At 47.9% G+C, this 23,740-nt stretch carries 20 protein-coding genes; 14 read left to right on the forward strand and 6 right to left on the reverse strand.

Annotated features, from left to right (window positions below):
* Positions 1-287: 287 nt before the first annotated feature.
* The 3 genes from ACTHUG_RS08530 (at position 288) to ACTHUG_RS08540 (ending at position 4,496) form a co-directional block, all read left to right on the forward strand.
* Complete coding sequence (locus ACTHUG_RS08530; protein WP_440385624.1) at positions 288-2,543, forward strand: nitric-oxide reductase large subunit; 2,256 nt, start codon at positions 288-290, stop codon at positions 2,541-2,543.
* Between the two features lie 95 nt (positions 2,544-2,638).
* A complete protein-coding gene (prmB, locus tag ACTHUG_RS08535; protein ID WP_049322128.1) occupies positions 2,639-3,538 on the forward strand; it encodes a 50S ribosomal protein L3 N(5)-glutamine methyltransferase in 900 nt (299 codons plus the stop codon).
* A 220-nt stretch (positions 3,539-3,758) separates the two neighbouring features.
* Entirely contained in the window at positions 3,759-4,496 is a 738-nt protein-coding gene (locus ACTHUG_RS08540; protein ID WP_003745821.1) for a toxin-antitoxin system YwqK family antitoxin, read from the forward strand.
* Positions 4,497-4,546: 50 nt separating this feature from the next.
* Here the strand turns inward: ACTHUG_RS08540 and ACTHUG_RS08545 are convergent, their stop codons facing one another.
* Positions 4,547-5,107 carry an adenine phosphoribosyltransferase gene (locus ACTHUG_RS08545; protein WP_003745823.1) on the reverse strand — a complete coding sequence of 187 codons (561 nt, stop codon included), beginning with the start codon at positions 5,105-5,107 and terminating at the stop codon, positions 4,547-4,549.
* A gap of 168 nt (positions 5,108-5,275) precedes the next feature.
* Here ACTHUG_RS08545 and gmk point away from each other — a divergent pair, with 168 nt between their 5' ends.
* From gmk to ACTHUG_RS08560, 3 genes are all read left to right on the forward strand, one after another.
* Positions 5,276-5,893, forward strand: coding sequence for a guanylate kinase (gene gmk, locus ACTHUG_RS08550; protein WP_003745825.1), 618 nt, complete (start codon positions 5,276-5,278; stop codon positions 5,891-5,893).
* 52 nt (positions 5,894-5,945) lie between these two features.
* A complete protein-coding gene (gene rpoZ, locus ACTHUG_RS08555; RefSeq protein ID WP_003682294.1) occupies positions 5,946-6,152 on the forward strand; it encodes a DNA-directed RNA polymerase subunit omega in 207 nt (68 codons plus the stop codon).
* A gap of 106 nt (positions 6,153-6,258) precedes the next feature.
* Positions 6,259-8,415 carry a bifunctional (p)ppGpp synthetase/guanosine-3',5'-bis(diphosphate) 3'-pyrophosphohydrolase gene (locus ACTHUG_RS08560; RefSeq protein WP_311476299.1) on the forward strand — a complete coding sequence of 719 codons (2,157 nt, stop codon included), beginning with the start codon at positions 6,259-6,261 and terminating at the stop codon, positions 8,413-8,415.
* A gap of 110 nt (positions 8,416-8,525) precedes the next feature.
* Here ACTHUG_RS08560 and ACTHUG_RS08565 read toward each other — a convergent pair whose 3' ends face one another.
* From ACTHUG_RS08565 to ACTHUG_RS08575, 3 genes are all read right to left on the reverse strand, one after another.
* On the reverse strand, positions 8,526-8,687 hold the full coding sequence (locus ACTHUG_RS08565) for a hypothetical protein (protein WP_003745829.1): 162 nt from the start codon (positions 8,685-8,687) through the stop codon (positions 8,526-8,528).
* A 75-nt stretch (positions 8,688-8,762) separates the two neighbouring features.
* Positions 8,763-9,224 (reverse strand): recombination regulator RecX, encoded by a 462-nt coding sequence (recX, locus tag ACTHUG_RS08570; protein ID WP_003745830.1) that lies wholly within the window; start codon positions 9,222-9,224, stop codon positions 8,763-8,765.
* Positions 9,225-9,321: 97 nt separating this feature from the next.
* Entirely contained in the window at positions 9,322-10,035 is a 714-nt protein-coding gene (locus ACTHUG_RS08575; protein ID WP_440385851.1) for a phosphoglycolate phosphatase, read from the reverse strand.
* A 421-nt stretch (positions 10,036-10,456) separates the two neighbouring features.
* Here ACTHUG_RS08575 and ACTHUG_RS08580 point away from each other — a divergent pair, with 421 nt between their 5' ends.
* The 4 genes from ACTHUG_RS08580 (at position 10,457) to ACTHUG_RS08595 (ending at position 14,124) form a co-directional block, all read left to right on the forward strand.
* Complete coding sequence (locus ACTHUG_RS08580; RefSeq protein WP_049348913.1) at positions 10,457-11,722, forward strand: Glu/Leu/Phe/Val family dehydrogenase; 1,266 nt, start codon at positions 10,457-10,459, stop codon at positions 11,720-11,722.
* 160 nt (positions 11,723-11,882) lie between these two features.
* Complete coding sequence (locus ACTHUG_RS08585) at positions 11,883-12,701, forward strand: FKBP-type peptidyl-prolyl cis-trans isomerase (RefSeq protein ID WP_003745836.1); 819 nt, start codon at positions 11,883-11,885, stop codon at positions 12,699-12,701.
* A gap of 97 nt (positions 12,702-12,798) precedes the next feature.
* Positions 12,799-13,425, forward strand: a complete 627-nt coding sequence (purN, locus tag ACTHUG_RS08590) for a phosphoribosylglycinamide formyltransferase (RefSeq protein ID WP_049322704.1) — start codon at positions 12,799-12,801, stop codon at positions 13,423-13,425.
* 30 nt (positions 13,426-13,455) lie between these two features.
* On the forward strand, positions 13,456-14,124 hold the full coding sequence (locus tag ACTHUG_RS08595; RefSeq protein ID WP_440385625.1) for a DUF3108 domain-containing protein: 669 nt from the start codon (positions 13,456-13,458) through the stop codon (positions 14,122-14,124).
* Positions 14,125-14,179: 55 nt separating this feature from the next.
* On the opposite strand, the gene ACTHUG_RS08600 is transcribed toward ACTHUG_RS08595, so the two are convergent.
* Complete coding sequence (locus ACTHUG_RS08600) at positions 14,180-15,673, reverse strand: Rne/Rng family ribonuclease (protein ID WP_039861979.1); 1,494 nt, start codon at positions 15,671-15,673, stop codon at positions 14,180-14,182.
* Between the two features lie 236 nt (positions 15,674-15,909).
* On the opposite strand from ACTHUG_RS08600, the gene grxC reads away from it, so the two are divergent.
* From grxC to recG, 4 genes are all read left to right on the forward strand, one after another.
* Positions 15,910-16,167 carry a glutaredoxin 3 gene (gene grxC / locus ACTHUG_RS08605; RefSeq protein ID WP_003684090.1) on the forward strand — a complete coding sequence of 86 codons (258 nt, stop codon included), beginning with the start codon at positions 15,910-15,912 and terminating at the stop codon, positions 16,165-16,167.
* Positions 16,168-16,188: 21 nt separating this feature from the next.
* Positions 16,189-16,623: a protein-export chaperone SecB gene (secB, locus tag ACTHUG_RS08610; protein ID WP_440385626.1), complete on the forward strand. Its 435-nt coding sequence runs from the start codon at positions 16,189-16,191 to the stop codon at positions 16,621-16,623.
* A gap of 262 nt (positions 16,624-16,885) precedes the next feature.
* On the forward strand, positions 16,886-19,930 hold the full coding sequence (locus ACTHUG_RS08615; RefSeq protein WP_440385853.1) for a TonB-dependent siderophore receptor: 3,045 nt from the start codon (positions 16,886-16,888) through the stop codon (positions 19,928-19,930).
* A gap of 248 nt (positions 19,931-20,178) precedes the next feature.
* Positions 20,179-22,218 carry an ATP-dependent DNA helicase RecG gene (gene recG / locus ACTHUG_RS08620; protein WP_440385854.1) on the forward strand — a complete coding sequence of 680 codons (2,040 nt, stop codon included), beginning with the start codon at positions 20,179-20,181 and terminating at the stop codon, positions 22,216-22,218.
* 64 nt (positions 22,219-22,282) lie between these two features.
* Here the strand turns inward: recG and gdhA are convergent, their stop codons facing one another.
* A complete protein-coding gene (gdhA, locus tag ACTHUG_RS08625; RefSeq protein WP_440385627.1) occupies positions 22,283-23,617 on the reverse strand; it encodes an NADP-specific glutamate dehydrogenase in 1,335 nt (444 codons plus the stop codon).
* Positions 23,618-23,740: the final 123 nt, after the last annotated feature.

Below are 23,740 nucleotides of genomic sequence, written 5' to 3' on the forward strand. Positions count from 1 at the left end.
TCAATGAATATGAATCTTTTAATCCTTAAATACTCCTTTAGTAGTATAAAAAACTAAACCGAAAAGTTTATTTTTGTGTGAAAATGTTAGTGTGGGCTTAACACAAAATATAACAAAGGAGGAGTTATACAGGATAATAGGAATCAATATCATGTAAGTTAATGGTTTTAAAGGAATATTATTGACAAAATATTTCTTTACTTTTAAAACCGTGATACAATCTTTAACATTCATATTTGATGAATTAATACCCAACCACTTTTTACCAAAATCAAGGAGTACTCAAAATGGGACAGTACAAGAAGCTTTGGTACTTGCTGTTTGCCGTACTGGCAGTATGCTTTACCATTCTTGGTTATATGGGTAGCGAGGTCTATAAAAAGGCTCCGCCATACCCTGAACAAGTCGTTTCTGCATCCGGCAAAGTCCTGATGACCAAAGACGATATTTTGGCAGGTCAATCTGCATGGCAAACTACCGGTGGTATGGAAGTTGGCTCTGTATTGGGTCACGGTGCATACCAAGCTCCGGACTGGACTGCCGACTGGCTGCACCGCGAGCTGGTTGCATGGTTGGATCTGACTGCGCAAGAAACTTACGGCAAAAAATTTGACGAAGTTTCTCCTGAGGAACAAGCTGTTCTGAAAACCCGTTTGGCTGACGAATACCGCAATCAAAGCCGTATTAAGGAAGACGGTTCTGTCGTTATCAGCGATACCCGCGTGAAAGCGATTGAAAGCATTCTGCCTTACTACCACGGTGTGTACAGCGACGATCCTAAGTTCCAAACTACTCGCGAACACTTTGCAATGAAAAACAACACATTGCCAAGCCAAGAAGCGCGTGAAAAACTGTTCAACTTCTTCTTCTGGACTTCTTGGTCTGCTTCGGCCAACCGTCCTGACGAGAACTTCACTTACACCAACAACTGGCCGCACGAGCCTTTGATCAACAACGTACCGACTACTGAAAATTACATGTGGTCTTTCACCAGCGTGGTATTGTTGCTGATGGGTATCGGCTTGCTGATGTGGGGTTACTCTTTCTTGACCAAACACGAAGAGGTTGAAGTACCTACTGAGGATCCTATTTCCAAAGTACAACTGACTCCTTCTCAAAAAGCGTTGGGCAAATATGTATTCCTGACTGTTGCGCTGTTTGTCGTACAAGTACTGTTGGGTGGTTTGACCGCTCACTATACTGTCGAAGGTCAAGGTTTCTACGGTATCGATACTGCCTTGGGCTTTGAAATGGCCGACTGGTTCCCATATGCGTTGACCCGTACTTGGCACATCCAATCCGCTATTTTCTGGATTGCAACCGGCTTCCTGACAGCAGGTCTGTTCTTGGCTCCGATTGTGAATGGCGGTAAAGATCCTAAATTCCAACGTGCCGGTGTGAACTTCCTGTACATCGCCCTGTTCATCGTAGTCGGCGGTTCTTACGCAGGTAACTTCTTTGCTTTGACTCACATTATTCCACCTGAGCTGAACTTCTGGTTCGGCCACCAAGGTTACGAATACTTGGATTTGGGTCGCTTCTGGCAACTTCTGCTGATGGTCGGCTTGCTGTTGTGGCTGTTCCTGATGTTGCGTTGCACCATCTCTGCTTTTAAAGAAAAAGGTACAGACAAAAACCTGTTGGCTATCTTTGTAGCTTCTATGGTCGGTGTGGGTGTGTTCTACGCTCCTGGCCTGTTCTACGGTGAGAAATCTCCAATCGCTGTGATGGAATACTGGCGTTGGTGGGTGGTTCACCTGTGGGTAGAAGGCTTCTTCGAAGTGTTCGCTACTGCTGCCTTCGCATTCATCTTCTATAACATGGGCTTTGTCCGCCGTAGTACTGCCACTGCTTCTACTTTGGCTGCTGCTGCCATCTTCATGTTGGGCGGTATTCCAGGTACATTGCACCACTTGTACTTCTCCGGTTCTACCTCTGCCTCTATGGCAATCGGTGCATGTTTCTCCGCTTTGGAAGTTGTACCTTTGATTCTGCTGGGTCGTGAAGCTTACGAACACTGGTCTTACCAACACCTGTCCGACTGGGCGAAACGTCTGCGTTGGCCTCTGATGTGCTTCGTAGCAGTTGCCTTCTGGAACATGATCGGTGCCGGCGTATTCGGCTTCCTGATTAACCCTCCGATTTCCCTGTTCTACATTCAAGGTCTGAACACTACTGCAGTTCACGCTCACGCAGCTCTGTTCGGTGTGTACGGTTTCTTGGCTCTGGGCTTCGTATTGCTGGTTGCACGTTACCTGAAACCTAATGCTCAATTTGACGACAAACTGATGACTTGGGCATTCTGGCTGTTGAACGGCGGCCTGGTGGGTATGATTGCCATCAGCCTGTTGCCGGTTGGCGTGATTCAAGCTTATGCTTCTATCACTCACGGTCTGTGGTATGCACGTAGCGAAGAATTCCTGCAAATGGAAATTCTGGATACCCTGCGTTGGGTTCGTACCGCTGCTGACTTGATCTTCATCGGTGGTGCTGTCTGCATTGCTATCCAAGCTACCAAAATCGTATTCAGCCGCGATAAATAATCTTAAGCTGAATTAAATCGAAGGCCGTCTGAAAAGTTTTCAGACGGCCTTTCTGTTATAATTTCAATATTCTTAAATCGACAAGACAAAACATTATGTTTAAGCAAGCTGCTCAAGAGCTGACCACTGTTCGCGATTTGCTGCGTTTCGCCGTCAGCCGTTTTAACGATGCCGGACTGTTTTTCGGACACGGAAGCGATAATGCCCATGATGAGGCAGCCTATCTGATTTTGCACACTTTAAATCTGCCGTTGGATACGTTGGAGCCTTATTTGGATGCTAAATTGTTGCAAAGTGAGAAGGAAGAGGTGTTATCCATTCTCGAACGCCGCGCAGTGGAGCATATTCCTGCCGCGTATTTGACACATCAAGCATGGCAGGGTGAGTTTGATTTTTATGTCGATGAGCGCGTCATCGTGCCTCGTTCTTTTATTTATGAATTGCTTGGCGACGGTATCCGTCCTTGGATTGAACATGATGAGTTGGTGCATCGAGCTTTGGATTTGTGTACCGGTAGCGGCTGTTTGGCCATTCAAATGGCGCATCACTATCCTGATGCACAAATCGATGCCGTTGATTTGAGCTTAGATGCTTTGGAAGTAGCGGCCATCAATATTGAAGATTATGGCTTGGAAGACCGCATCAGCTTGGTGCATACCGATTTGTTTGAAGGTTTGGATGAAACCTACGACTTAATTGTTTCCAATCCGCCTTATGTTGATGCGGAATCTGTGGAAGCGTTGCCTGATGAATACCTACATGAGCCGGAATTGGCTTTGGGCAGCGGAGAAGATGGTTTGGATGCTACACGCCAAATCATTTTGCAGGCTGCGAAATATTTGAATCCGAAAGGTGTATTGCTGGTTGAAATCGGCCACAACCGCGAAGTATTGGAAGCTGCTTATCCGGAATTGCCGTTTACTTGGTTGGAAACCAGCGGTGGCGACGGGTTTGTATTCTTATTGACCCGTGAGCAATTGTTGGGTGAAGAATAGTTTATTGTGATGTAAATAAAACAAAGGCCGTCTGAAAAAAATTCAGACGGCCTCTATTTTGTAATGTCTTTAATGTTTTAATACAAACGCCTATGATATGCCGGCTGTGAAATCCAAGCAGGGTTTGAAACTATGGCTTATAATATTTGTCATAGATTTAAATGCCGGTAGATTTTTATTACTGACTTTTTGTAGAACATATACTGCCAAACCCAATATTATGAATAATTGTTTAAAATCAGGCCTGTTGGCTGCTGTTTTATTCAGTACGCCCGTTGTCGCTTTTGCCCAGCAATATACCGTTTATTTCAATCAAAACGGTAAACTGACGGCAACCATGCCTTCAGTTGCTTATGTCCGCCAATACAAAATTGCGGCAGGCAAGGCGCAGGTTCAGGATTTTTACTATCCATCAATGAAAAAATATTCTGATCCGTACGAGATACCTGCTGGTCAGATTAAGGTTTTTGTGCCGGCTCTGGACAATGGCACGCTGACTCTGTGGCATTTTAACGGGCAGAAAAAGATGGTTGGCAGCTATCGCAACGGCAAGCCGCACGGCGAGTGGATTAACTGGTATCCAAACGGCAAAAAATCTGCGGTCATGCCTTATCAAAACGGATTGAGCGAGGGTATAGGCTCTCGTTATTACCGCAACGGCGTCAAAGAAAGCGAAATCCAATTCAAGCACGATAAGGCCAACGGTCATTGGAAACAATGGTATTCAGACGGCAGCCCGAAAACCGAAATGATGATGAGCAATGATAAACCGACGGAGATTATCAGTTGGGATGAAAATGGCCGCATTGTGTCTGAATTGAGTATTCGCAACGGCAAACGCAGCGGCATTATTTTGGATTGGTATGATGATGGTGCGAAGAAATCCGAGTTGGTGTATAAAGACGACCAGTTGGTGAAAAAAACCTTTTGGGATACAGACGGATACGTTCTCGAATAATTTTGACAATAAAAAAACCGCAGGCTGATCGGCTTGCGGTTTTTTGTGTGTTACATACAGCCTTTGTTTTGGCACAGGGTAAATAACGGCGCGCCGCTTTCGCGGATTTTTTTGCCGCCGTCCAAGTCGGTAAACTCCAAAATAGCAGCCGTTTCGATTACTTCGCCGCCCAGTTTGCGGATCAGCTCGACGCCTGCCAGCATGGTGCCTCCGGTTGCCACCAAATCATCTACCAACAAAACGCGTGCGCCTGGCTTGATGGCGTCGGTATGGATTTCTACCGTTGCTTCGCCATATTCCAAAGCGTAACTTTGAGAGACCGTATCAAACGGCAGTTTGCCTTTTTTACGAATGGGAACGAAGCCGACATTCAGCTGATAGGCCAAAGCCGCGCCAATGATGAAACCGCGCGCGTCCAAGCCTGCCACAACGTCAACTTTTTGCCCCATATAGCGGTAAACCAGTAAATCAACCAGCAGGCGAAAATATTCTGCACTTTGCAAAACGGGAGTAATGTCATGAAACAAAATCCCTTTTTGCGGCCAGTTTTCAATTTTACGGATTTTGTCCGCCAAAGCTTCTACGCCCATTACTTCAGGATGAATCAACATTTCGACATTCCGAAATCAAAAAGTTTTTAACACGCCATTGTAGCGGTCATATGCAAACTTGCCAAATTAATCGATACAATAGCCAAATTTTGCAACTGGCCGTCTGAAATTCCGAGAAACATTGTGTTGTGTTATAATTTACAGATACATACCATCGGCTGAATTACCATGCAAAATCACAAAAAAGGCAATATTTTCATCATTTCCGCCGCTTCGGGCACAGGCAAAACGACTTTGGTGTCGCGCCTGTTGAAAAATCATGACGATATCCGTGTTTCCGTTTCTCACACCACGCGCCAGCCGCGCGAAGGAGAGGTGCATGGCGTGCATTACCACTTTGTCCCCAAAGACGAATTTGAATCACTGATTGAGCAAAGGGCCTTTTTGGAACACGCCAATGTGTTCGGCAATTATTACGGCACCAGCATCGCCGGCGTAAATTCGTTGAGCGAAGAGGGCTATGATGTGATTTTGGAAATCGATGTGCAAGGTGCGGCGCAAGTGCGTAAATCGTTGCCTGAAGCCAGCAGTATTTTCATTCTGCCGCCTTCCTTTGAGGTATTGGCGCAACGTTTGATCGGCCGTGGTACGGATAGCGAAGAAGTCATTCAAACACGCCTGTCCAAAGCCCGTCACGAGATTGAACAATCTGTTTTGTTCGATTACGTCGTCGTGAATGACGATTTGGATCGTGCCGAAGCCGATTTGTTCCACATTATTAAAGCAGGCCGTCTGAAAAAATCCGCCCAGCAGGGATTTATCTCAAACCTGTTGGAAAATTCGTAAAAAACAGCGAAAATAACCGTTTATTTGAAACATAGAAAGAAAGCAAGCAAACATGGCCCGTATTACTACTGAAGACTGCACAGGTAAAATCCCTAACCACTTCGACCTCACACTCGTTGCCGCCCGTCGCGCACGCCAACTGGAAAACGGCAACACGCCTTTGGTTGACGACATCCGCAACAACAAACCAACCGTAACCGCCCTGCGCGAAATCGCAGCCGGACAAATCGGAACCGAGCTTTTGACACGCAACAAATAAACCAACCGGCAAACCGATAAAACCGCCGTGCGGACTGTATCGGTGCAATATAACAACCGATACAGTCTGACGGCTTAAAAAAATAGCCATAAAAGGCCGTCTGAAAATGCCAGCCCCACTGCCCACCGCTCCTTATGACCCGTTGACAGCTGAAGCGCGCGATCTTCTGTTTCGCACCGCATCCTATCTCAATGAGAATGAACAGGCCGAGCTTGAAAAAGCCATTGCCTACGCTTTTCATGCCCATGATGGACAAACCCGTAAGAGCGGCGAACCCTACATTACCCATCCCCTTGCCGTTGCCACGCAGCTTGCGATTTGGCACATGGATGTTCAGGGCCTTTGCGCAGGCGTTATGCACGATGTATTGGAAGACACGGGCGTAACCAAAGTCGAAATGGCGGCGGAATTCGGCGATACCATTGCCGAAATGGTAGACGGCCTCTCCAAACTGGAAAAACTCAAATTTGAAGATCATGCCGAGCATCAGGCGGAAAGTTTCCGCAAACTGATCCTCGCCATGACTAAAGACGTGCGCGTCATCGTCGTCAAACTGGCCGACCGATTGCATAATATGCGCACCCTTGGCTCTATGCGTCCGGACAAGCGCCGCCGCATCGCCAAAGAAACCCTCGAAATTTATGCTCAAATCGCCAACCGCATCGGTCTGAATAACGCGTATCAAGAGCTTCAAGACTTATCGTTCCAAAACCTTCACCCAAGCCGCTACGAAACCCTGAAAAAAGCAATGGACAACAGCCGCAAAAACCGTCGCGATGTTGTCGGCAAAGTGCTGCGTGCATTCAGTCAGCGTTTGGTCGGTGTCAATATTGAAGCCAAAATCAAAGGCCGCGAGAAAAACCTATACAGCATTCATCAAAAAATGCTGGCTAAAAAACTGCGTTTTGCCGAAGTAATGGATATTTACGGCTTTCGGGTCATCGTCAACAGCATTCCTGCCTGTTATGCCGCATTGGGTGCATTGCATAATTTATACCAACCCAAGCCCGGCCGTTTCAAAGACTATATTGCCATTCCGAAAAGCAACGGCTATCAAAGCCTGCACACGACCTTGGTCGGCCCTTACGGTTTGCCGATCGAAGTGCAAATCCGTACGCGTGAAATGGATGCCGTAGCCGAGGGCGGTATTGCCGGCCATTGGATTTACAAATCCGGAGAAAACACTCCGGATCAGGCCGTCCTCCATATGAACCGATGGTTGAAAAATATTCTTGACCTGCAAGCCAGCAGCTCAAATGCCATCGAGTTTCTGGAACATGTCAAAGTCGATTTGTTCCCCAACGAAGTCTATATCGTTACTCCGAAAGGCGATATTTTGACCTTGCCTAAGGGCGCAACGCCGATTGACTTTGCCTATGCCGTGCACACCAACATCGGTCATAAAACCGTTGCCGCGCGTATTAATAATGTCATGATGCCGTTGCGCACCAAGCTGAAAACCGGCGATACGGTCGAAATCATTACTTCCGAACATGCCAAGCCCAATGTGGCATGGTTGAATTTTGCCGTTTCCAGCCGTGCGCGCAGCGCCATCCGCCAATACGTTAAAAATCTGAATCGTCATGATGCCGTTGTTTTGGGTGAAAACCTGCTGCAAAAAGCTTTATCCAGCCTGCTGCCTAAAGATGTTTTGCTTTCAGACGACCTCAAAGAAAAATACCTTGCCGATTTGAATACCAAACAAACTTCATTTGAAGAAGTTCTCTACAAAGTCGGTATGGGGCATACTTTGCCGATACATGTTGCCATGCATATTGCCGAGTTGGCTGGCCAACATTTCGGCAGTGAGGTTAAACTCAGCCCGATTAAAGTCAACGATCAAGAGACCGGCCGGATTCATTTTGCCGAATGTTGCCATCCGATTCCTGGTGATCCGATTCGCGCCTTATTGGTCAAAGACAAGGGCATGATTATTCACCGTGATACCTGTCAAACTTTGGTTAAAGCCGATCCGGAAGAGCAGTTGGATGCAAGTTGGGACAGTATGCGTAATCAAACATATCGCACCATTCTCAACGTCAAATCCGAAGATGCTCATGGCTTGTTGGCTTCAATGGCGCAAGCGATTTCCAACTCGGGGGCGGACATCGAATCTGTCGATACGCCGACCAAAGCACAAGCAGGAACGGAAGGCTTTGTAGAATTTAAATTCACAATTAAAGTCAAGGACTTGGATCAGGTTAATCAGATTGTTCATGAGATGCATGCCAATCCGAATATCCGCAAAGTGATTCGAGGATAATCTCGTTATAAGCAAAGGCCGTCTGAAAGTGTTTTCAGACGGCCTTTTGAGTATGTACAAACAAACTTCTTTCAGTTTGTTTTGAAGAAAAATAATGCTTCAGGTTGGATTTAACTCAACCAAAATCGGAAAACCAAGAAAAAAACTAAGACCAAAACGCCGGCCCAAACCAGCAACATGAATCCGGCCACTGCCTGACCCAAGCGGTAAACAGGGTTTTTGCGTTCGTCTTCAAGTAGGGGATTGGATGTATCGTGTGGTTTGTCGGACATGATGAAGCTCTGATTAGATTATTGAATGAAAGCGTAAGGGTACGCCGATAGCCGTAAAGATTCAAGTAGGAATGATTATTGATAGAAGTCTTCTTCTTCATTCCACGCGGTTTTTAAGGCCGTCTGAATGGTGTCTGCACCAAAGCCGCGATACGCAAGGAAACGCGCTTGTTTTTGTTTTTCTTTCAAATCTTCAGCTTCTTGCTTGAATTTTTTACGCAAAACGGAAATGGCGGTTTGCAGCTCGTCCTCCCTGTCGGGCAGTAATTCCCGACAGTCATCCGCATCAATACCTTGTTGAGCCAAGGCTTGTTTGAGGCGGAGCGTGCCGTAACGGTTACTCTTGCTGTGAATATAGGCTTCAGCGTAACGTTGGTCGGATTGCCAATTTCGTTCGGCGAATTCGTCCAAAACCTTTTCCAATTCTTCTTCGCTTTCAGCGTGCGGGGCCAGTTTGCGTTTCAAACCGACGCGGCTGACTTCTTGACGGGAAAGAATATCCAAGGCGCGGGCACGTAAGGTTTTAGGGGGTCTCATGGGATATGGCGGAGGTGAGGTAACTACATTGAATTACATTTTCAGACGGCCTGATTGAGAAAAATAGCCGAAAAGGCCGTCTGAAAATAAAGCCGAATTATTCTTCGTCTTTATTTTTTTGCGGTTGCAGATTTTCGTAGATTTCAGGCAGGGCGCGAATCAACAAATCAGGTTTGGTTGCTTTGTCTTGGGAGAGTAAAGTCATGTCGCCGTAGCCGAAGGTTACGCCGATGCTGAAGCAACCGGCCGCTTTGGCGGCAATAATGTCATTTTTAGAGTCGCCCACCATCAGCATATTGGCAACATCGATGCCCAATACTTCGGCCGCATGCTGAAGCGGCAATGGGCTGGGTTTTTTCTCAGTCAGGCTGTCGCCGCCGAGAACCAGGCTGAAATAGCTGTCGAGATTGAGCTGTTTCAGCAGCTCCGCAGCCAGCACTTCATTTTTGTTGGTAATGACAACCAGCGGGATGCCCAAGGATTTGAGCAGGCCGAGGCCGGCTTCGGTTTCAGGGTAGGGGCGGGTAAAGTCGCTCAAGTGCTCGCGATAATATTTCATAAAGAACACAAAGCCTTTTTCCCAGATTTCAAGATCGGCTTCTTTTTCACGATCATGGGTGATGACGCGATGAACCAATTTGCCGATGCCGTCGCCGACATAACTTTCAACCGTTTGAGTGGGTAAAACAGGTAAACCCAGGTATTCGCACATGGCTTGGGCGGCGGCAGTCAAATCCGGAATGGAATCGCATAAAGTGCCGTCCAAATCAAAAGCAACGGCTTGAACGTGTTCTAAAGTAGCAGCGGTCATCAAATAGCTTTCTGTCATATCATTTAAGGCGTTATTTTAGCATTATTTCCCCGATTTGCCGATGTTTTGCCGATTTTTCAATGGCTGCTTGTTTAAATTGTTAACAATTTTTGCAGGCGTAGGGTTGGCTGTCTGTCGGGAAGGGCAGAAGTGATTTTGTCAACAAAAAGGGAGCTTGGGTAGGTATTGAAAAACAAAGGGTTTGTATCGTTTTTGGAAAGGGTTTGAGAAATATTGGGGCCGGGCCGTCTGAAAATTTTGAGTCAAGGTGTCTATATTTTCAGACGGCCTCAAACTAAATTCATATATAAATGAATGGATTTGCTTTTTATTGACTACATGCTATTACATTTTCTCCCGTTTTTGTATATAGTAACAAGTATGGCTCTCGTCTAATCATGTGTATGAAAAGGAAAAATACATGTCCGCATCTGCTGTTAAAGAAACACTGAATCCGTTTGAAATTGCACAAAAACAAGTAAAAATTGCCTGCGATCGCCTGAATGCCGACCCGGCAGTATTTGAAATCTTGAAAAAGCCGCAACGTGTTTTGGAAGTGAACTTCCCTGTCAAACTCGACAACGGTACAGTAGAAAATTTCACCGGTTACCGTTCCCAACACAATAACGCCGTCGGCCCTTACAAAGGCGGCGTGCGCTTCCATCCCAATGTGAATCTGGACGAAGTCAAAGCCCTGTCTATTTGGATGACCATCAAATGCTGCGTAGCCGGTATTCCTTACGGCGGCGGCAAAGGCGGCATCACTTTGGATCCGCGCAATTATTCCGAAGCAGAATTGGAACGCATCGCCCGCGCTTATTCCGAAGCCATTTCTCCGCTGATCGGCGAGAAAATCGACATTCCCGCCCCCGATGTGAACACCAACGGCAAAATCATGTCTTGGATGGTTGATGCCTATGAAAACGTGGTAAAACATTCCGCACCGGGCGTATTCACCGGCAAACCGGTTGAGTTCGGCGGCTCTTTGGCGCGTACCGAAGCAACCGGTTACGGCGTAAACTTCGCCGCCGTACAAGCTTTGGAAAAACTGGGCAAAGACGTGAAAGGTGCCACTTACGCCATTCAAGGTTTCGGTAACGTGGGCTACCACACCGGTTACTATGCACACAAATCCGGTGCGAAAGTCGTTGCCGTATCTACTGTTGACGTTGCCATCTACAACGAAAACGGCTTGGATATGGAAGCGCTGTTCAAAGAATACCAAGAAAAAGGCTTCATCACCAACGAAGCCGGTTACGGTAAAGAAATCAGCAATGCCGAACTTTTGGCTTTGGATGTGGACGTACTCGCCCCTTGCGCATTGGAAAACCAATTGACTTCCGAAAATGCAGGCAAAGTCCGCGCGAAAATCGTGGTTGAAGGCGCAAACGGCCCGACTACTCCTGAAGCCGACGTTATCCTGCGTCAAAACGGCGTATTGGTTGTTCCTGACATTTTGGCAAACTGCGGCGGCGTGGTTGTATCTTATTTCGAATGGGTACAAAACCTGCAAGGCTACTACTGGGAGTTTGACGAAGTTCAAGAGAAAGAAACCGTTGTCCTGCGCCGTGCGTTCCGCGATATTTGGAACTTGGCTAAAGAATACGATGTTGACCTGCGTACCGCTTCTTACATGATGAGTATCCGTCGTGTTGAAAAAGCAATGAAACTGCGCGGTTGGTATTAATCGGCTGACCGATAGTTAAGACAAGGCTGTCTGAAACCTGTTTTCAGACGGCCTTGATGTTTTTGATAAGAGCCTTTACAAATTTTAATCCACCTTGATTCCATTTCAATCAAACTCAGCTATAATCCCCTTTTTTGACCTTTCCGGAAAAGACATAATCATGAACAAAACTTTCAAATTCAGCGCATTGGCTTTGTCTGCTCTGTTGGCGATGACTGCTTGCAACCAACAAAAAGACACTGCCGCCAAAGATGCTCCTGCTGCTTCCGCAGCTTCAAATGCGACTGCAGATGCTTCCGCCATCGGTTCTACTGCCCAACAAGCCAGCTACGCAATGGGTGTGGACATCGGCCGTTCATTGAAACAAATGAAAGACCAAGGCACAGAAATCGATTTGAAAGTCTTCACCGAAGCCATGGAAGCCATGTTTGAAGGCAAAGAAGTCAAAATGACTGAAGCCCAAGCTCAGGAAGTGATGATGAAATTCCTGCAAGAGCAACAAGAAAAAGCGGCTGCCAAACGTGCTGAAGATGCCAAAGCAAACTTGGAAAAAGGCGAAGCGTTCTTGAAAGAAAACGCGACTAAAGAAGGCGTGAAAACCAGCGCTTCCGGTCTGCAATACAAAATCACCAAAGAAGGCGAAGGTAAAAAACCGACTAAAGACGATATGGTTACCGTTGAATATGAAGGCCGTCTGATTGATGGTACCGTATTTGACAGCAGCAAAGCCAACGGCGGCCCAGTCAGCTTCCCTGTAAGCCAAGTGATTCCAGGTTGGACTGAAGGTATCCAACTCTTGAAAGAAGGCGGCGAAGCAACATTCTACATCCCGGCTAAATTGGCTTACCGCGAAGTGGGTGCCGGCGATAAAATCGGCCCGAACGCCACTTTGGTATTCGACGTGAAACTGGTTAAAGTCGGCGCGCCTGATGCCGCTGCACAACAACCAGTACAAGTTGACGTACAGAAAGTTCAATAATCCGAATCAAGGCTTACGCCCTTAAACAACGGATAAAAGGCCGTCTGAAAAAATTCCGTTTCAGACGGCCTTTGTTCCAAACCAACAAGGAATTATGATGAAAAATATCGTCATCCTTATTTCCGGACGCGGCAGCAATATGCAGGCAATTGTGAATGCTGATATTCCCGATGCCAACATTGCAGCCGTATTGAGTAACAACGAGACCGCAGCCGGATTGGCATGGGCGGCAGAGCGCGGTATAGCCACCGACAGTTTGAACCATAAAAACTTCGACTCGCGTCTGGCATTTGATCAGGCCATGATGGAAAAAATTGATGCCTATCAGCCTGATTTGGTGGTATTGGCAGGCTTCATGCGCATTTTGACTCCGGAGTTCTGCGCACATTATGAAAACCGCCTGATCAACATTCATCCGTCCATTCTGCCTTCTTTCACCGGTTTGCATACCCATGAGCGCGCATTGGAAGCAGGTTGCCGAGTGGCAGGCTGTACCATCCATTTCGTAACGCCCGAGCTGGATTGCGGCCCGATTATTTCACAAGGCATTGTTCCTATTTTGGATGGCGATACCGCCGACGACGTTGCCGCACGCGTGCTGACGGTTGAACACCAGCTGTTCCCGCAAGCCGTTGCCGACTTTGTTGCAGGCCGTCTGAAAATCGAAGGCAACCGAGTTTTGAATGCACAACGCAATGCTGCCGGTCAAAGCCTGTTGGCTTAATTAAAACACCATACACACAAGGAAAACATCATGAATCCGATTAAAACAACCTTATTGACACTTTCCCTGCTCACTGCCTCCATCGGCGCACAAGCCGCTGAATTGCCGCAATCTGTCGTTTTGCAATACTCAGGCAGCTACGGTATTCCTGCAACCATGACCTTCACACGTAGCGGCAGCCAATACAAAATCGTCTCTACCATCAAAGTACCGCTTTACAATATCCGCTTTGAATCCGGCGGCAGCATCAACGGTACGACCTTAAATCCGTCTTACTACAAAGATGTGCGCGGCGGCAAAGTGTATGCCGAGGCCAAATTTTCCGGCGGTAACATTACTTACGGCAAAGCAGGTGATTTGAAAACCGAAAAATCCGGCCCGGCCATGGACTTGTTCACTTTGGCATGGCAACTGGCTGCCAATGACGTACGCCTGCCGTCAGGTTTGAAAATTACCAACGGTAAAAAACTGTACACCGTCGGCAGCATGAACAAAATTGGCAGCGAAAGCTATAAACTGAACGGCGGTACAACGCCTGTAAGCAAATATCGCGTCCGCCGCGGCGACGATACCGTGACTTACTCGTTTGCTTCCGATATCGACAATATCCCGGCGCAAATCAGCTATACCGATGACGGCAAAACCTACAACCTGAAACTGACTTCCGTCAAAATCAACGGTAAAGTAGTGAAACCGTAATCTTTATTTGCTCAAACAAGAAGGCCGTCTGAAAAGTTTTCAGACGGCCTTATCTTTACAGCAACACAATATCGTATTGTTCCTGCGTGTAGGCGGTTTCGACTGCCAGCGAAATCGGTTTGCCGATAAAGTCTATCAACATTGCCAGCGATTGCGATTCCTCATCTAGGAACAAGTCGATGACATTCGGAGCGGCCAAGATGCGGAAGGCTTGGACATCGTAGCGGCGCGCTTCGCGGACGATCTCACGTTGGATTTCGTAGCACACGGTTTGCGGCGTTTTCAGACGGCCTCGGCCTTGGCAGGAAGGGCAGGGTTCGCAGAGGATTTGGCTTAAGTTTTCACGCGAACGTTTGCGCGTCAGCTCGACCAAACCCAAACTGGTGAAACCGTTGAGGGTAACGCGGGTACGGTCGAAGGCGAGGGCTTTGGCAAGCTCTTGCAGGACGGCTTCGCGGTGGGCTTCCTGCGCCATATCGATGAAGTCGATGATGATGATGCCGCCGAGATTGCGCAGGCGAAGCTCGCGGGCGATGGTGTGGCAGGCTTCGAGGTTGGTGCGGAAGATGGTTTCATCAAAATTGCGCGCGCCGACAAAGCCGCCGGTGTTGACGTCGATAGTGGTCATGGCTTCGGTGGACTCGATGATGAGGTAGCTGCCGAAGTTGAGGTTGACGCGCGGTTGCAGGGCGCGGGCGATTTCCTGCTCGATATTGTGGGTTTCAAATAGGGGGCGTTCGCCTTTGAACAGCTCGATTCTGCCCAATGCACCTTGAACGTATTGCTCGGCAAACTGGGTCATGCGGCGGTGGTTTTCGGTGGAATCGACCAGGATTTTATGCGTATCGAGGCTGAACATATCGCGCAAAACGCGCAGGCTCAAAGGCAAATCTTGATAGAGCAGGGTTTCGGGCGGCTGGATTTTTGCCTGTTTTTGAATGTGTTCCCACACTTTGGTCAGATAGTTGATGTCTGATTGCAGCTGGGCATCGGAAGCGTTTTCGGCGTTGGTGCGGATGATATAGCCGTGGCAGGCGTTTTCTGGCAGCAGGTTGTTGAGGCGCTCCCTCAGGCTGCTACGTTCGGCATCGTCTTCAATGCGTTGGGAAATGCCGATATGGTCTTCTTGCGGAAGATGGACGAGGAAACGGCCGGCCAGTGAGATTTGGGTGGAAAGCCGCGCGCCTTTGGTGTTGATGGGGTCTTTGATGACCTGAACCAAGACGGACTGGCCTTCAAAGAGCATGTGTTCGATGCGTTGGGTTTCGTCCGGATTGCGGCGTTGCTCGAGGACGTCGACGATGTGCAAAAACGCGGCGCGTTCCAAGCCGATATCGATGAATGCGCTTTGCATGCCGGGGAGGACGCGTTTGACGACGCCCAAATAAATATTGCCGACCAAGCTATGGCCGCTGTTGCGCTCGATGTGCAGCTCGCAGATATTGTTCTCTTCCAAAACGGCCACACGCGTTTCTTGCGGCGTGATGTTGACGAGGACAGTTTCGGGCGGACGCACGGCGTCCTTGGGGATGGGGATTCCTGAAAGCATGGGGATACCTGATTTTGAATAGAAAAACTTTTGCGAAGTGTCCTTTTTCAAAAAACAAATGGCAAAAGTCATTCTGCGAAAGCGCTTATCATACTTTAATTATGGGTTTTCCGCATCTGCGCAGATGTTTATGCCAAGAGGCCGTCTGAATGTTTTTTACAACCGTACGGCGGGAACACTTGTAAAATAACGCTTATGCCCATATAGTCATGAACATTGGTATTTTGGAAGAAATCATGCAAACCGTTACTGTTTATACCGGTCCGTATTGTCCGTACTGCACCATGGCGAAAAGGCTGTTGCAGGCGGTGGGCGTGAAAGAAATCAACGAAATCCGCATCGACGGCAATCCGGAAGTTTTTGCCGAAATGCAGCAGCTTTCCGGCCAGCGCAGCGTGCCGCAGATTTTTATCGGCGATACCCATGTCGGTGGCTTTACCGATTTGTACCGCTTGCAGCAGGAAGGCAAGTTGGACGAATTACTGAATCCTTAACCCTTAACTTAGGAAAATAAAATGAGCGAAGAATTGCAACCCGTATTCAGCGTTGAGCGTCTGTATGTAAAAGACTTGTCTTTGGAAGTGCCTCATGCACCACAAATCTTCTTGGAACAAGGTGAGCCTGAAGTCGATATGCGCGTTTCTACCGGCAACACCAAACTGGAAGACGGCTTCTACAGCGTTGACGTTACCGTGACCGTGACTGCCAAACTGAACGAAGAGCGCACCATGTTCTTGAACGAAGTTACCCAAAGCGGCATCTTCCGTCTGGAAAATATTCCTGAAGAAGACGTACAACTGCTGCTGGGCGTTGCTTGTCCAAACATCCTGTTCCCTTACGCACGCGAAGCTATTTCCAACATCGTAACCCGCGCCGGCTTCCCACCTGTATTGCTCGCTCCGATCAACTTCGAAGCCATATACCAACAACAACAGGAAGCTAACGCTTAATCGCGTTATACCTAAATTAAGGCCGTCTGAAACATTGCGTTCAGACGGCCTTTTTTTATCTAAAAATCAGGACATAAGAAAAAATCTATAACAAAAAGTTCATATATTAATGCATCAGGTATATAATGATTCCTCCTATCATTACTATTATATTTTAATTTTATAGATTAAATATCATTTAAAATTAATAAATTATAATTTTTATCAAATAGGTAAGTAGATTTTATTAATTAAGGAAATAGTTGTGAAACCTGATTTTCAAATGAAAACAATTTGTTTGTTATTGGTGCTGCCTTGCCAAACTGTTTTTGCAGATACAGGACATCAAGAAGTTGAACATGTAGACATGGATACGGTCAAGGTCAGTGGCAAACGGCAGGCACAAAGTAATACCGAGCGCAGTCAGTCTTATACAATCGGAACGATGGCAACGGCGACTGGCTTGCGTATTTCAGGCAAGGATACGCCGCAGTCGGTGAGCGTAATGACGCGTCGGCAGCTAGATGATAAAGCAATATATTCTTTAGAAGATGCAATGAAAAACACTACGGGAATCAACGTAGTTCGGGATTCGGGCCTACAAACTCGTTTTTTGTCTCGTGGTTTCTATGTTGATCAGATTGGTGAAGACGGTATTACCACGAATGTGTCTGGACGTTCGGGCTATACGGCAAAAATCGATGTCTCACCAAGTACAGACCTTGCTGTTTATGATCACATTGAGGTTGTCAGAGGTGCAACCGGTCTTACTCAGTCTAATTCTGAACCGGGTGGAACCATTAATTTAATCCGTAAGCGGCCAACAGCTCTGTTTAAGCATACAGGTGAAATCAGCACTGACCATAGGGGCAGCAAGCGTTTGGCTTTGGATGTATCTGGAAGCTTGAATAATGAACATACGGTACGCGGTAGGCTGGTTGGTGTTCATGAGGATCACCGCTCTTTTAAAGAGGGTGTATGGAACAAGAAAGACATGGTTTATGGCGTGATCGATACGGATTTGAGTGATAACAGTATGCTGACATTGGGCGGCACTTATCAGAAAAATAAAGATATTCCCGATTTTGCCGGCGTGATTTTACCTTGTGAGGATCAAAAAACTGCGGCCTTCAGCTCCAGTCCTGCCTGTAACAATCCTTTGAAATTGCCACGTAAAACTTATTTGGGTGAAACCTCATGGTCACGCCTGAATGCTGATAAATACAATATTTTTTCCGGTTTCCAACATGTCTTTGACAATGGATGGCAACTCAATGCAGAAATTTCTTATACGCATAATGATTCAGATGCCAAAGTCGGACAATTTTTTCTGAAAAACGAACACGCGGCAGGTATTTCAGCATCTGAGGCAACGGGTTTCTTAACCGAGAAGGGAGAGGTTATCCCTTTTGAGCCTAAAGACAAGGCGTTGGCAAAATTAAAAGAATATCGTGATGGCGTCACTAAAACATATGAAGAGAAAAAAGCAGATTACGTTGCCCATCATTTCGATGCATCTGCTTTTGAACAATATCGCTCCCAAAGGGCGGCAGCACGCCGGGCAGGTTTTGATCAATGTATGCAGGACATTGGTTTGGATTTCCTGTGCAACGACTGGCAGGATCCTGGTGTAGAAGTAGATAAAAAAGAGTTTATTGATAAGGAGCTTGCAAAGCAAGGCATTGTTAACAATGCAGAAGGTCTGTTTCCCAACCGTCTATACGACTCAGCATACAATCTTCGCCACACATACAACCGCCGTTACAATTTCATGCCGTTGCACTATACCAAACACGATGTGCAATGGGGCTTTAAGCTGGATCTGACAGGTAACTACCGCCTGCTTGGACGTGAACATGATTTCTTTGTCGGCTATGCGTATAACAATGAAAAAATCCGTTCTGCTTATACAGAAATCTATCAAAACCGTTATTTTGTCCGTCCTCAAGGTTATGCAGGTGCAGGCAGTTGCGGCATTCATCCCGATGGTCCGGAGCGTAATCCTTTAGAAAAAGGTATTGTCGAACCAGATTGGCATATTTATAACGAAAAAGGTAATAACAAAATCTATGTGCCGGAATGCAGTGGCGCGCATATTACCAAATATACTCCCCGTTTGGATGCGGAAGGCAAGCCTGTCTGGACCGTCAACGACAATGGTGAGCGCGTAATGGTGCAAGATCCTGTTTACGAATTGGATGCAAATGGAAACAAAATACAAGAGCGGGATGAAGAGGGAAATTTGAAATGGGCAAACCAATATCTGAAAATACCGCTGTGGAAAACTGTTCAGGTTGCAGATGATCATGTTCCGGCGTTATACAATTATTCGAAATACCTTAACACGAATAAAACACATTCTTTGACTGTCAGTACCCGCTTTAATGCAACCAACCGCCTGCATCTCCTGGGCGGTATGCACTATACGCGCTATGAAACCACACAAACCAAAGAAATGCCTGTACGCTACGGCCAGCCTGCTACGGCATTCCAAACTGAGAACAGTAACAAAATCGACAAAGAGCATTACACCTCAAAAATGCAAAGCCATAGGTTTACGCCATATGCAGGCATTACCTACGACCTGACGCCACAACAAAGCTTGTATGCCAGCTATACTAAGATTTTTAAACAACAGGATAACGTTGATGTAACCAGCAAATCCGTTCTTCCTCCACTCATCGGGACTAACTATGAAATAGGTTGGAAAGGGTCGTTCTTGCAAGGCCGTCTGAATGCTTCGCTTGCCTTGTTTGTTTTACAGCAGAAAAACCGTACCGTTGTCGATTTTGGATTTGTTCCTGATACTAGTAGTAACGGAGGTTCATTCCAAACCATCGCCAAACCTGTGGGTAAGGTTAAGAGTAGCGGCGCAGAACTTGAATTGGCTGGCGAGTTGTCGGAAAACTGGCGTATTTTTGTTGGCTACACATATAACAAAAGCAAGTATAAAAATGCTGCGGAAGTCAACGCGGAGCGGTTGGAGAAAAACACGACTGCCGACCCGTATAACTTCAGTAACTTCACGCCGGTACATATGTTCCGCCTCGGTACAAGCTACCGCTTGCCTCAAACTAAGTTGACCTTGGGCGGCGGAATATCCGCGCAAAGTCGCACAAGTAGCCTTTACAATATTCGCCAAGGAGGCTACGGACTTATAGATGGCTTTGTTCAATATGACTTTCACAAACACGGCAGAATCAGCCTGATAGGAACTAACCTGGCTGACAGGACGTATTTTGAAAACAACTATAACCGTACGCGAGGTCAAAACAATTTCTATGGCGAACCGCGGACAGTCAAATTGAAATTGGATTGGCATTTTTAGGAGAATGGATAATGATTGGGTATCTAAACATTATTTGCTAAATTCCTGATAAAAGTATGGGTTGAATATCCTTCTTTTTTGAAAGCTGTTTCCTCACAATGGCTGAAGTTGATTCGATAGCCGGCGTATTTTCAAATATTAATTTGTTTCAAGTATTCAGCTTTGAAGGCCGTCTGAAACATTGCGTTCAGACGGCCTTTTTGTTTTCGGATAAAATACAGCAAACTTTAAATCAGCTGCCTTTTAAGATGACGCCCGAAACCCAAAAACAGCTCAAAATTACCGACGTTTCCGCCAAGAAACTCGAAAAACTCAACCTCCATACCGCGTGGGATTTGGTGTTGCACCTGCCATTGCGTTACGAGGATGAGACGCACATCATGCCGATTAAGGACGCACCGATCGGCGTGCCGTGTCAGGTTGAGGGCGAGGTCATCCATCAGGAAGTAACTTTTAAGCCGCGCAAGCAGCTGATTGTTCAAATTGCCGACGGTTCCGGCAGCGTCCTTTTTCTGCGCTTTATCCACTTTTACGCCAGCAACCAGAAACAGATGGCGGTCGGCAAACGCATTCGCGCCGTGGGCGAAATCAAACACGGGTTTCACGGCGATGAGATGATTCATCCCAAAATCCGCGATGCCGAGAGCAGCGGTTTGGCGGAAAGCCTCACGCCCGTTTATCCGACCGTAAACGGTTTAAATCAACCCACTTTGCGCCGTATTATTCAGACGGCCTTGGACGTTACGCCGCTGCACGACACCTTGCCTGATGCTTTATTAGGTCGTCTGAAACTGCCACACCTTGCTGAAAGCCTGCGCCTTTTGCACTCTCCGCCGCCGAGTTTCACCATCCACCAGCTTTCAGACGGCACGCTGCCTGCGTGGCAGCGGCTTAAATTTGATGAACTTTTGGCGCAACAGCTTTCCATGCGCTTGGCGCGGCAGAAGCGTGTCAGCGGCACGGCAGCGGCATTGGGCGGAGATGGCACATTGACCCAAGCCCTGCGCCACGCTTTGCCGTTTGCCCTGACTGATGCGCAAGAAAAAGTTGTTTCCGAAATCTGCCGCGACATGGCGCAAACCCACCCCATGCACCGCCTGCTTCAAGGCGATGTCGGCAGCGGCAAAACCATCGTCGCCGCCTTGTCCGCGCTGACCGCCATCGAATCCGGCGCGCAGGTAGCCGTGATGGCGCCGACCGAAATCCTTGCCGAACAGCATTTCATCAAGTTCAAACAATGGCTCGAACCTTTAGGACTCGAAGTCGTCTGGCTCTCCGGCAGCCAGCGCAAAAAAGCCAAAGACGAAGCCAAAGCCAAACTCGCCGACGGTACCGTCAAAATCGCCGTCGGCACGCATGCCCTGTTTTCAGACGACGTCGAGTTCCAAAATCTGGGCTTGGTGATTGTGGACGAACAACACCGCTTCGGCGTCGCCCAACGCCTCGCCCTCAAAAACAAAGGGCGCGACGTCCACCAGTTGATGATGTCCGCCACCCCCATCCCGCGCACGCTCGCCATGAGTTTCTTCGCCGACTTGGACGTATCCGTCATCGACGAATTGCCGCCCGGGCGCACCCCGATTAAAACCCGCCTCGTCAACAACGTCCGCCGCGCCGAAGTCGAAGGCTTCGTCCTCAACATCTGCCGCAAAGGGCAGCAGGCATACTGGGTCTGCCCGCTGATTGAAGAAAGCGAAACCCTGCAACTGCAAACCGCCACCGAAACCCTAGCCCAGCTTCAGGCAGCCTTGCCCGAACTCAACATCGGCTTGGTACACGGGCGCATGAAGGCCGCTGAAAAAGCCGAAGTCATGGCGGATTTTGCCGCAGGCCGTCTGAACGTCTTGGTCGCCACCACCGTCATCGAAGTCGGCGTAGATGTGCCCAATGCCGCCCTGATGGTAATCGAACACGCCGAGCGCATGGGCTTGGCGCAGCTGCACCAATTACGCGGGCGGGTAGGGCGCGGCGCGGCAGAAAGCGTGTGCGTCCTCCTGTTTGCCGAACCCTTGAGCGAACTTGCCAAAGCGCGACTGAAAGTCATCTACGAACACACCGACGGCTTCGAAATCGCCCGCCAAGACCTTAACATCCGTGGCCCCGGCGAATTTCTCGGCGCGCGCCAAAGCGGTGTCCCCATGCTGCGCTTCGCCAACCTCGAAGAAGACCTGCACCTCTTGGAACAGGCGCGCGAAATCGCCCCCTTACTGATTGAACAAAACCCCGAAATCGTCGAAGCGCATCTGGCAAGGTGGCTTTCCAGCAGGGAAGGTTATTTGGGCGTATAAAATTTGCATGAAAAGAAAAAGGCCGTCTGAAAACAGACGGCCTTGGGTTTGGCTGGATAGAGGTTTAGAAACCTTGCGCCAACATGGCATCGGCTACTTTGACGAAACCGGCAATGTTCGCACCATTGACGTAGTTCACTTTGTCGCCGACTTTGCCGTATTTCAGGCAGGATTCGTGGATGTTGTGCATGATGTCAAACAGGCGGCTGTCCACTTCTTCGCGTGTCCAAGACAGGCGGATGGCGTTTTGACTCATTTCCAAACCTGAAGTCGCTACGCCGCCGGCGTTGGAGGCTTTGCCCGGAGCGTAGAGGATACCGGCTTTGATAAATTGTTCGACCGCGCCCAAAGTTGACGGCATGTTCGCACCTTCGGCAACTACATAGCAACCGTTTGCCAGCAGGATTTTGGCAGCGTCTGCGTCCAATTCGTTTTGGGTGGCGCAAGGCAGGGCGATTTCGGCCGCGATGTTCCACGGTTTTTGGTTTTCAAAGTATTGCAGGCCTTGTTCTTTGGCGTAAGTGGCCACGCGTTCGCGGCGTACTTCTTTCAGCTCGATCAAAGCGGCCAGTTGCGCTTCGGTCATGCCACTGTCAGGGAAGAGGACAAAGCCGTTGGAGTCGGAAACGGTCAATACTTTTGCACCCAGTTGAATGGCTTTTTCGGCAGCGTATTGCGCCACGTTGCCGGAGCCGGAAATCAACACGCGTTTGCCTTCAATGCTGTCGTTGCGGGTTTCCAACATGGCTTGGGCAAAATACACGCAGCCGTAGCCGGTGGCTTCAGGGCGAATCAGGCTGCCGCCCCATTCGAGGCCTTTGCCGGTCAGGACGGAAGCAAATTCGTTGCGGATTTTTTTGTATTGGCCGAACAGATAGCCGATTTCACGGCCGCCTACGCCGATATCGCCGGCAGGAACGTCTGTATCGGCGCCGATGTGGCGGTAGAGTTCGGTCATAAAGGCTTGGCAGAAGCGCATTACTTCGGCATCGGATTTGCCTTTAGGATCAAAGTCGGAACCGCCTTTGCCGCCGCCCATAGGCAGGGTGGTCAGCGCGTTTTTGAAGACTTGTTCAAAAGCGAGGAATTTCAACACGCCCAAATCGACGGTCGGGTGGAAGCGCAAACCGCCTTTGTAAGGGCCGATGGCGGAACTCATTTGAATGCGGTAGCCGCGGTTGACTTGAACTTGGCCTTTGTCGTCCATCCAAGTGACGCGGAACATAATCACACGTTCAGGTTCAACAATACGCTCAAGCAGGCTTTGTTGGGTGTATTTCGGGTTTTTCGCCAAAAACGGATCCAAACTCATGAATACTTCTTCAACGGCTTGGTGGAAGGGTTCTTGGTTGGGATTGCGTTGTTTAAGATTGGTAAACAGGGTGTTCAGGTCAGTCATTTTTCAACTCCTATCGAGTGAGATGTTTCAATATTTATGTTTTGAAATATAACTGTAAAAAATTTACTTGCCAAGAAAAATTTTAGCCGAATTGTTGACATTATTTTTTTACCAATTTGTAAA

The sequence above is a fragment of the Neisseria sp. P0022.S009 genome (genome assembly GCF_051956675.1).
Lineage (GTDB): Bacteria > Pseudomonadota > Gammaproteobacteria > Burkholderiales > Neisseriaceae > Neisseria.

Coding starts and splice junctions, on each gene's coding strand:
- ACTHUG_RS08540 (WP_003745821.1), top strand. CDS start 3,759: ATGAATAATTGTTTAAAATCAGGCCTGTTGGCTGCTGTTTTATTCAGT.
- ACTHUG_RS08615 (WP_440385853.1), top strand. CDS start 16,886: ATGAAAACAATTTGTTTGTTATTGGTGCTGCCTTGCCAAACTGTTTTT.
- secB (WP_440385626.1), top strand. CDS start 16,189: ATGAGCGAAGAATTGCAACCCGTATTCAGCGTTGAGCGTCTGTATGTA.
- ACTHUG_RS08545 (WP_003745823.1), bottom strand. CDS start 5,107: ATGTTGATTCATCCTGAAGTAATGGGCGTAGAAGCTTTGGCGGACAAA.
- purN (WP_049322704.1), top strand. CDS start 12,799: ATGAAAAATATCGTCATCCTTATTTCCGGACGCGGCAGCAATATGCAG.
- recX (WP_003745830.1), bottom strand. CDS start 9,224: ATGAGACCCCCTAAAACCTTACGTGCCCGCGCCTTGGATATTCTTTCC.
- recG (WP_440385854.1), top strand. CDS start 20,179: ATGACGCCCGAAACCCAAAAACAGCTCAAAATTACCGACGTTTCCGCC.
- ACTHUG_RS08565 (WP_003745829.1), bottom strand. CDS start 8,687: ATGTCCGACAAACCACACGATACATCCAATCCCCTACTTGAAGACGAA.
- ACTHUG_RS08560 (WP_311476299.1), top strand. CDS start 6,259: ATGCCAGCCCCACTGCCCACCGCTCCTTATGACCCGTTGACAGCTGAA.
- gmk (WP_003745825.1), top strand. CDS start 5,276: ATGCAAAATCACAAAAAAGGCAATATTTTCATCATTTCCGCCGCTTCG.
- gdhA (WP_440385627.1), bottom strand. CDS start 23,617: ATGACTGACCTGAACACCCTGTTTACCAATCTTAAACAACGCAATCCC.
- ACTHUG_RS08575 (WP_440385851.1), bottom strand. CDS start 10,035: ATGACCGCTGCTACTTTAGAACACGTTCAAGCCGTTGCTTTTGATTTG.
- ACTHUG_RS08585 (WP_003745836.1), top strand. CDS start 11,883: ATGAACAAAACTTTCAAATTCAGCGCATTGGCTTTGTCTGCTCTGTTG.
- ACTHUG_RS08580 (WP_049348913.1), top strand. CDS start 10,457: ATGTCCGCATCTGCTGTTAAAGAAACACTGAATCCGTTTGAAATTGCA.
- ACTHUG_RS08530 (WP_440385624.1), top strand. CDS start 288: ATGGGACAGTACAAGAAGCTTTGGTACTTGCTGTTTGCCGTACTGGCA.
- rpoZ (WP_003682294.1), top strand. CDS start 5,946: ATGGCCCGTATTACTACTGAAGACTGCACAGGTAAAATCCCTAACCAC.
- ACTHUG_RS08600 (WP_039861979.1), bottom strand. CDS start 15,673: ATGCTTTCAGGAATCCCCATCCCCAAGGACGCCGTGCGTCCGCCCGAA.
- prmB (WP_049322128.1), top strand. CDS start 2,639: ATGTTTAAGCAAGCTGCTCAAGAGCTGACCACTGTTCGCGATTTGCTG.
- ACTHUG_RS08595 (WP_440385625.1), top strand. CDS start 13,456: ATGAATCCGATTAAAACAACCTTATTGACACTTTCCCTGCTCACTGCC.
- grxC (WP_003684090.1), top strand. CDS start 15,910: ATGCAAACCGTTACTGTTTATACCGGTCCGTATTGTCCGTACTGCACC.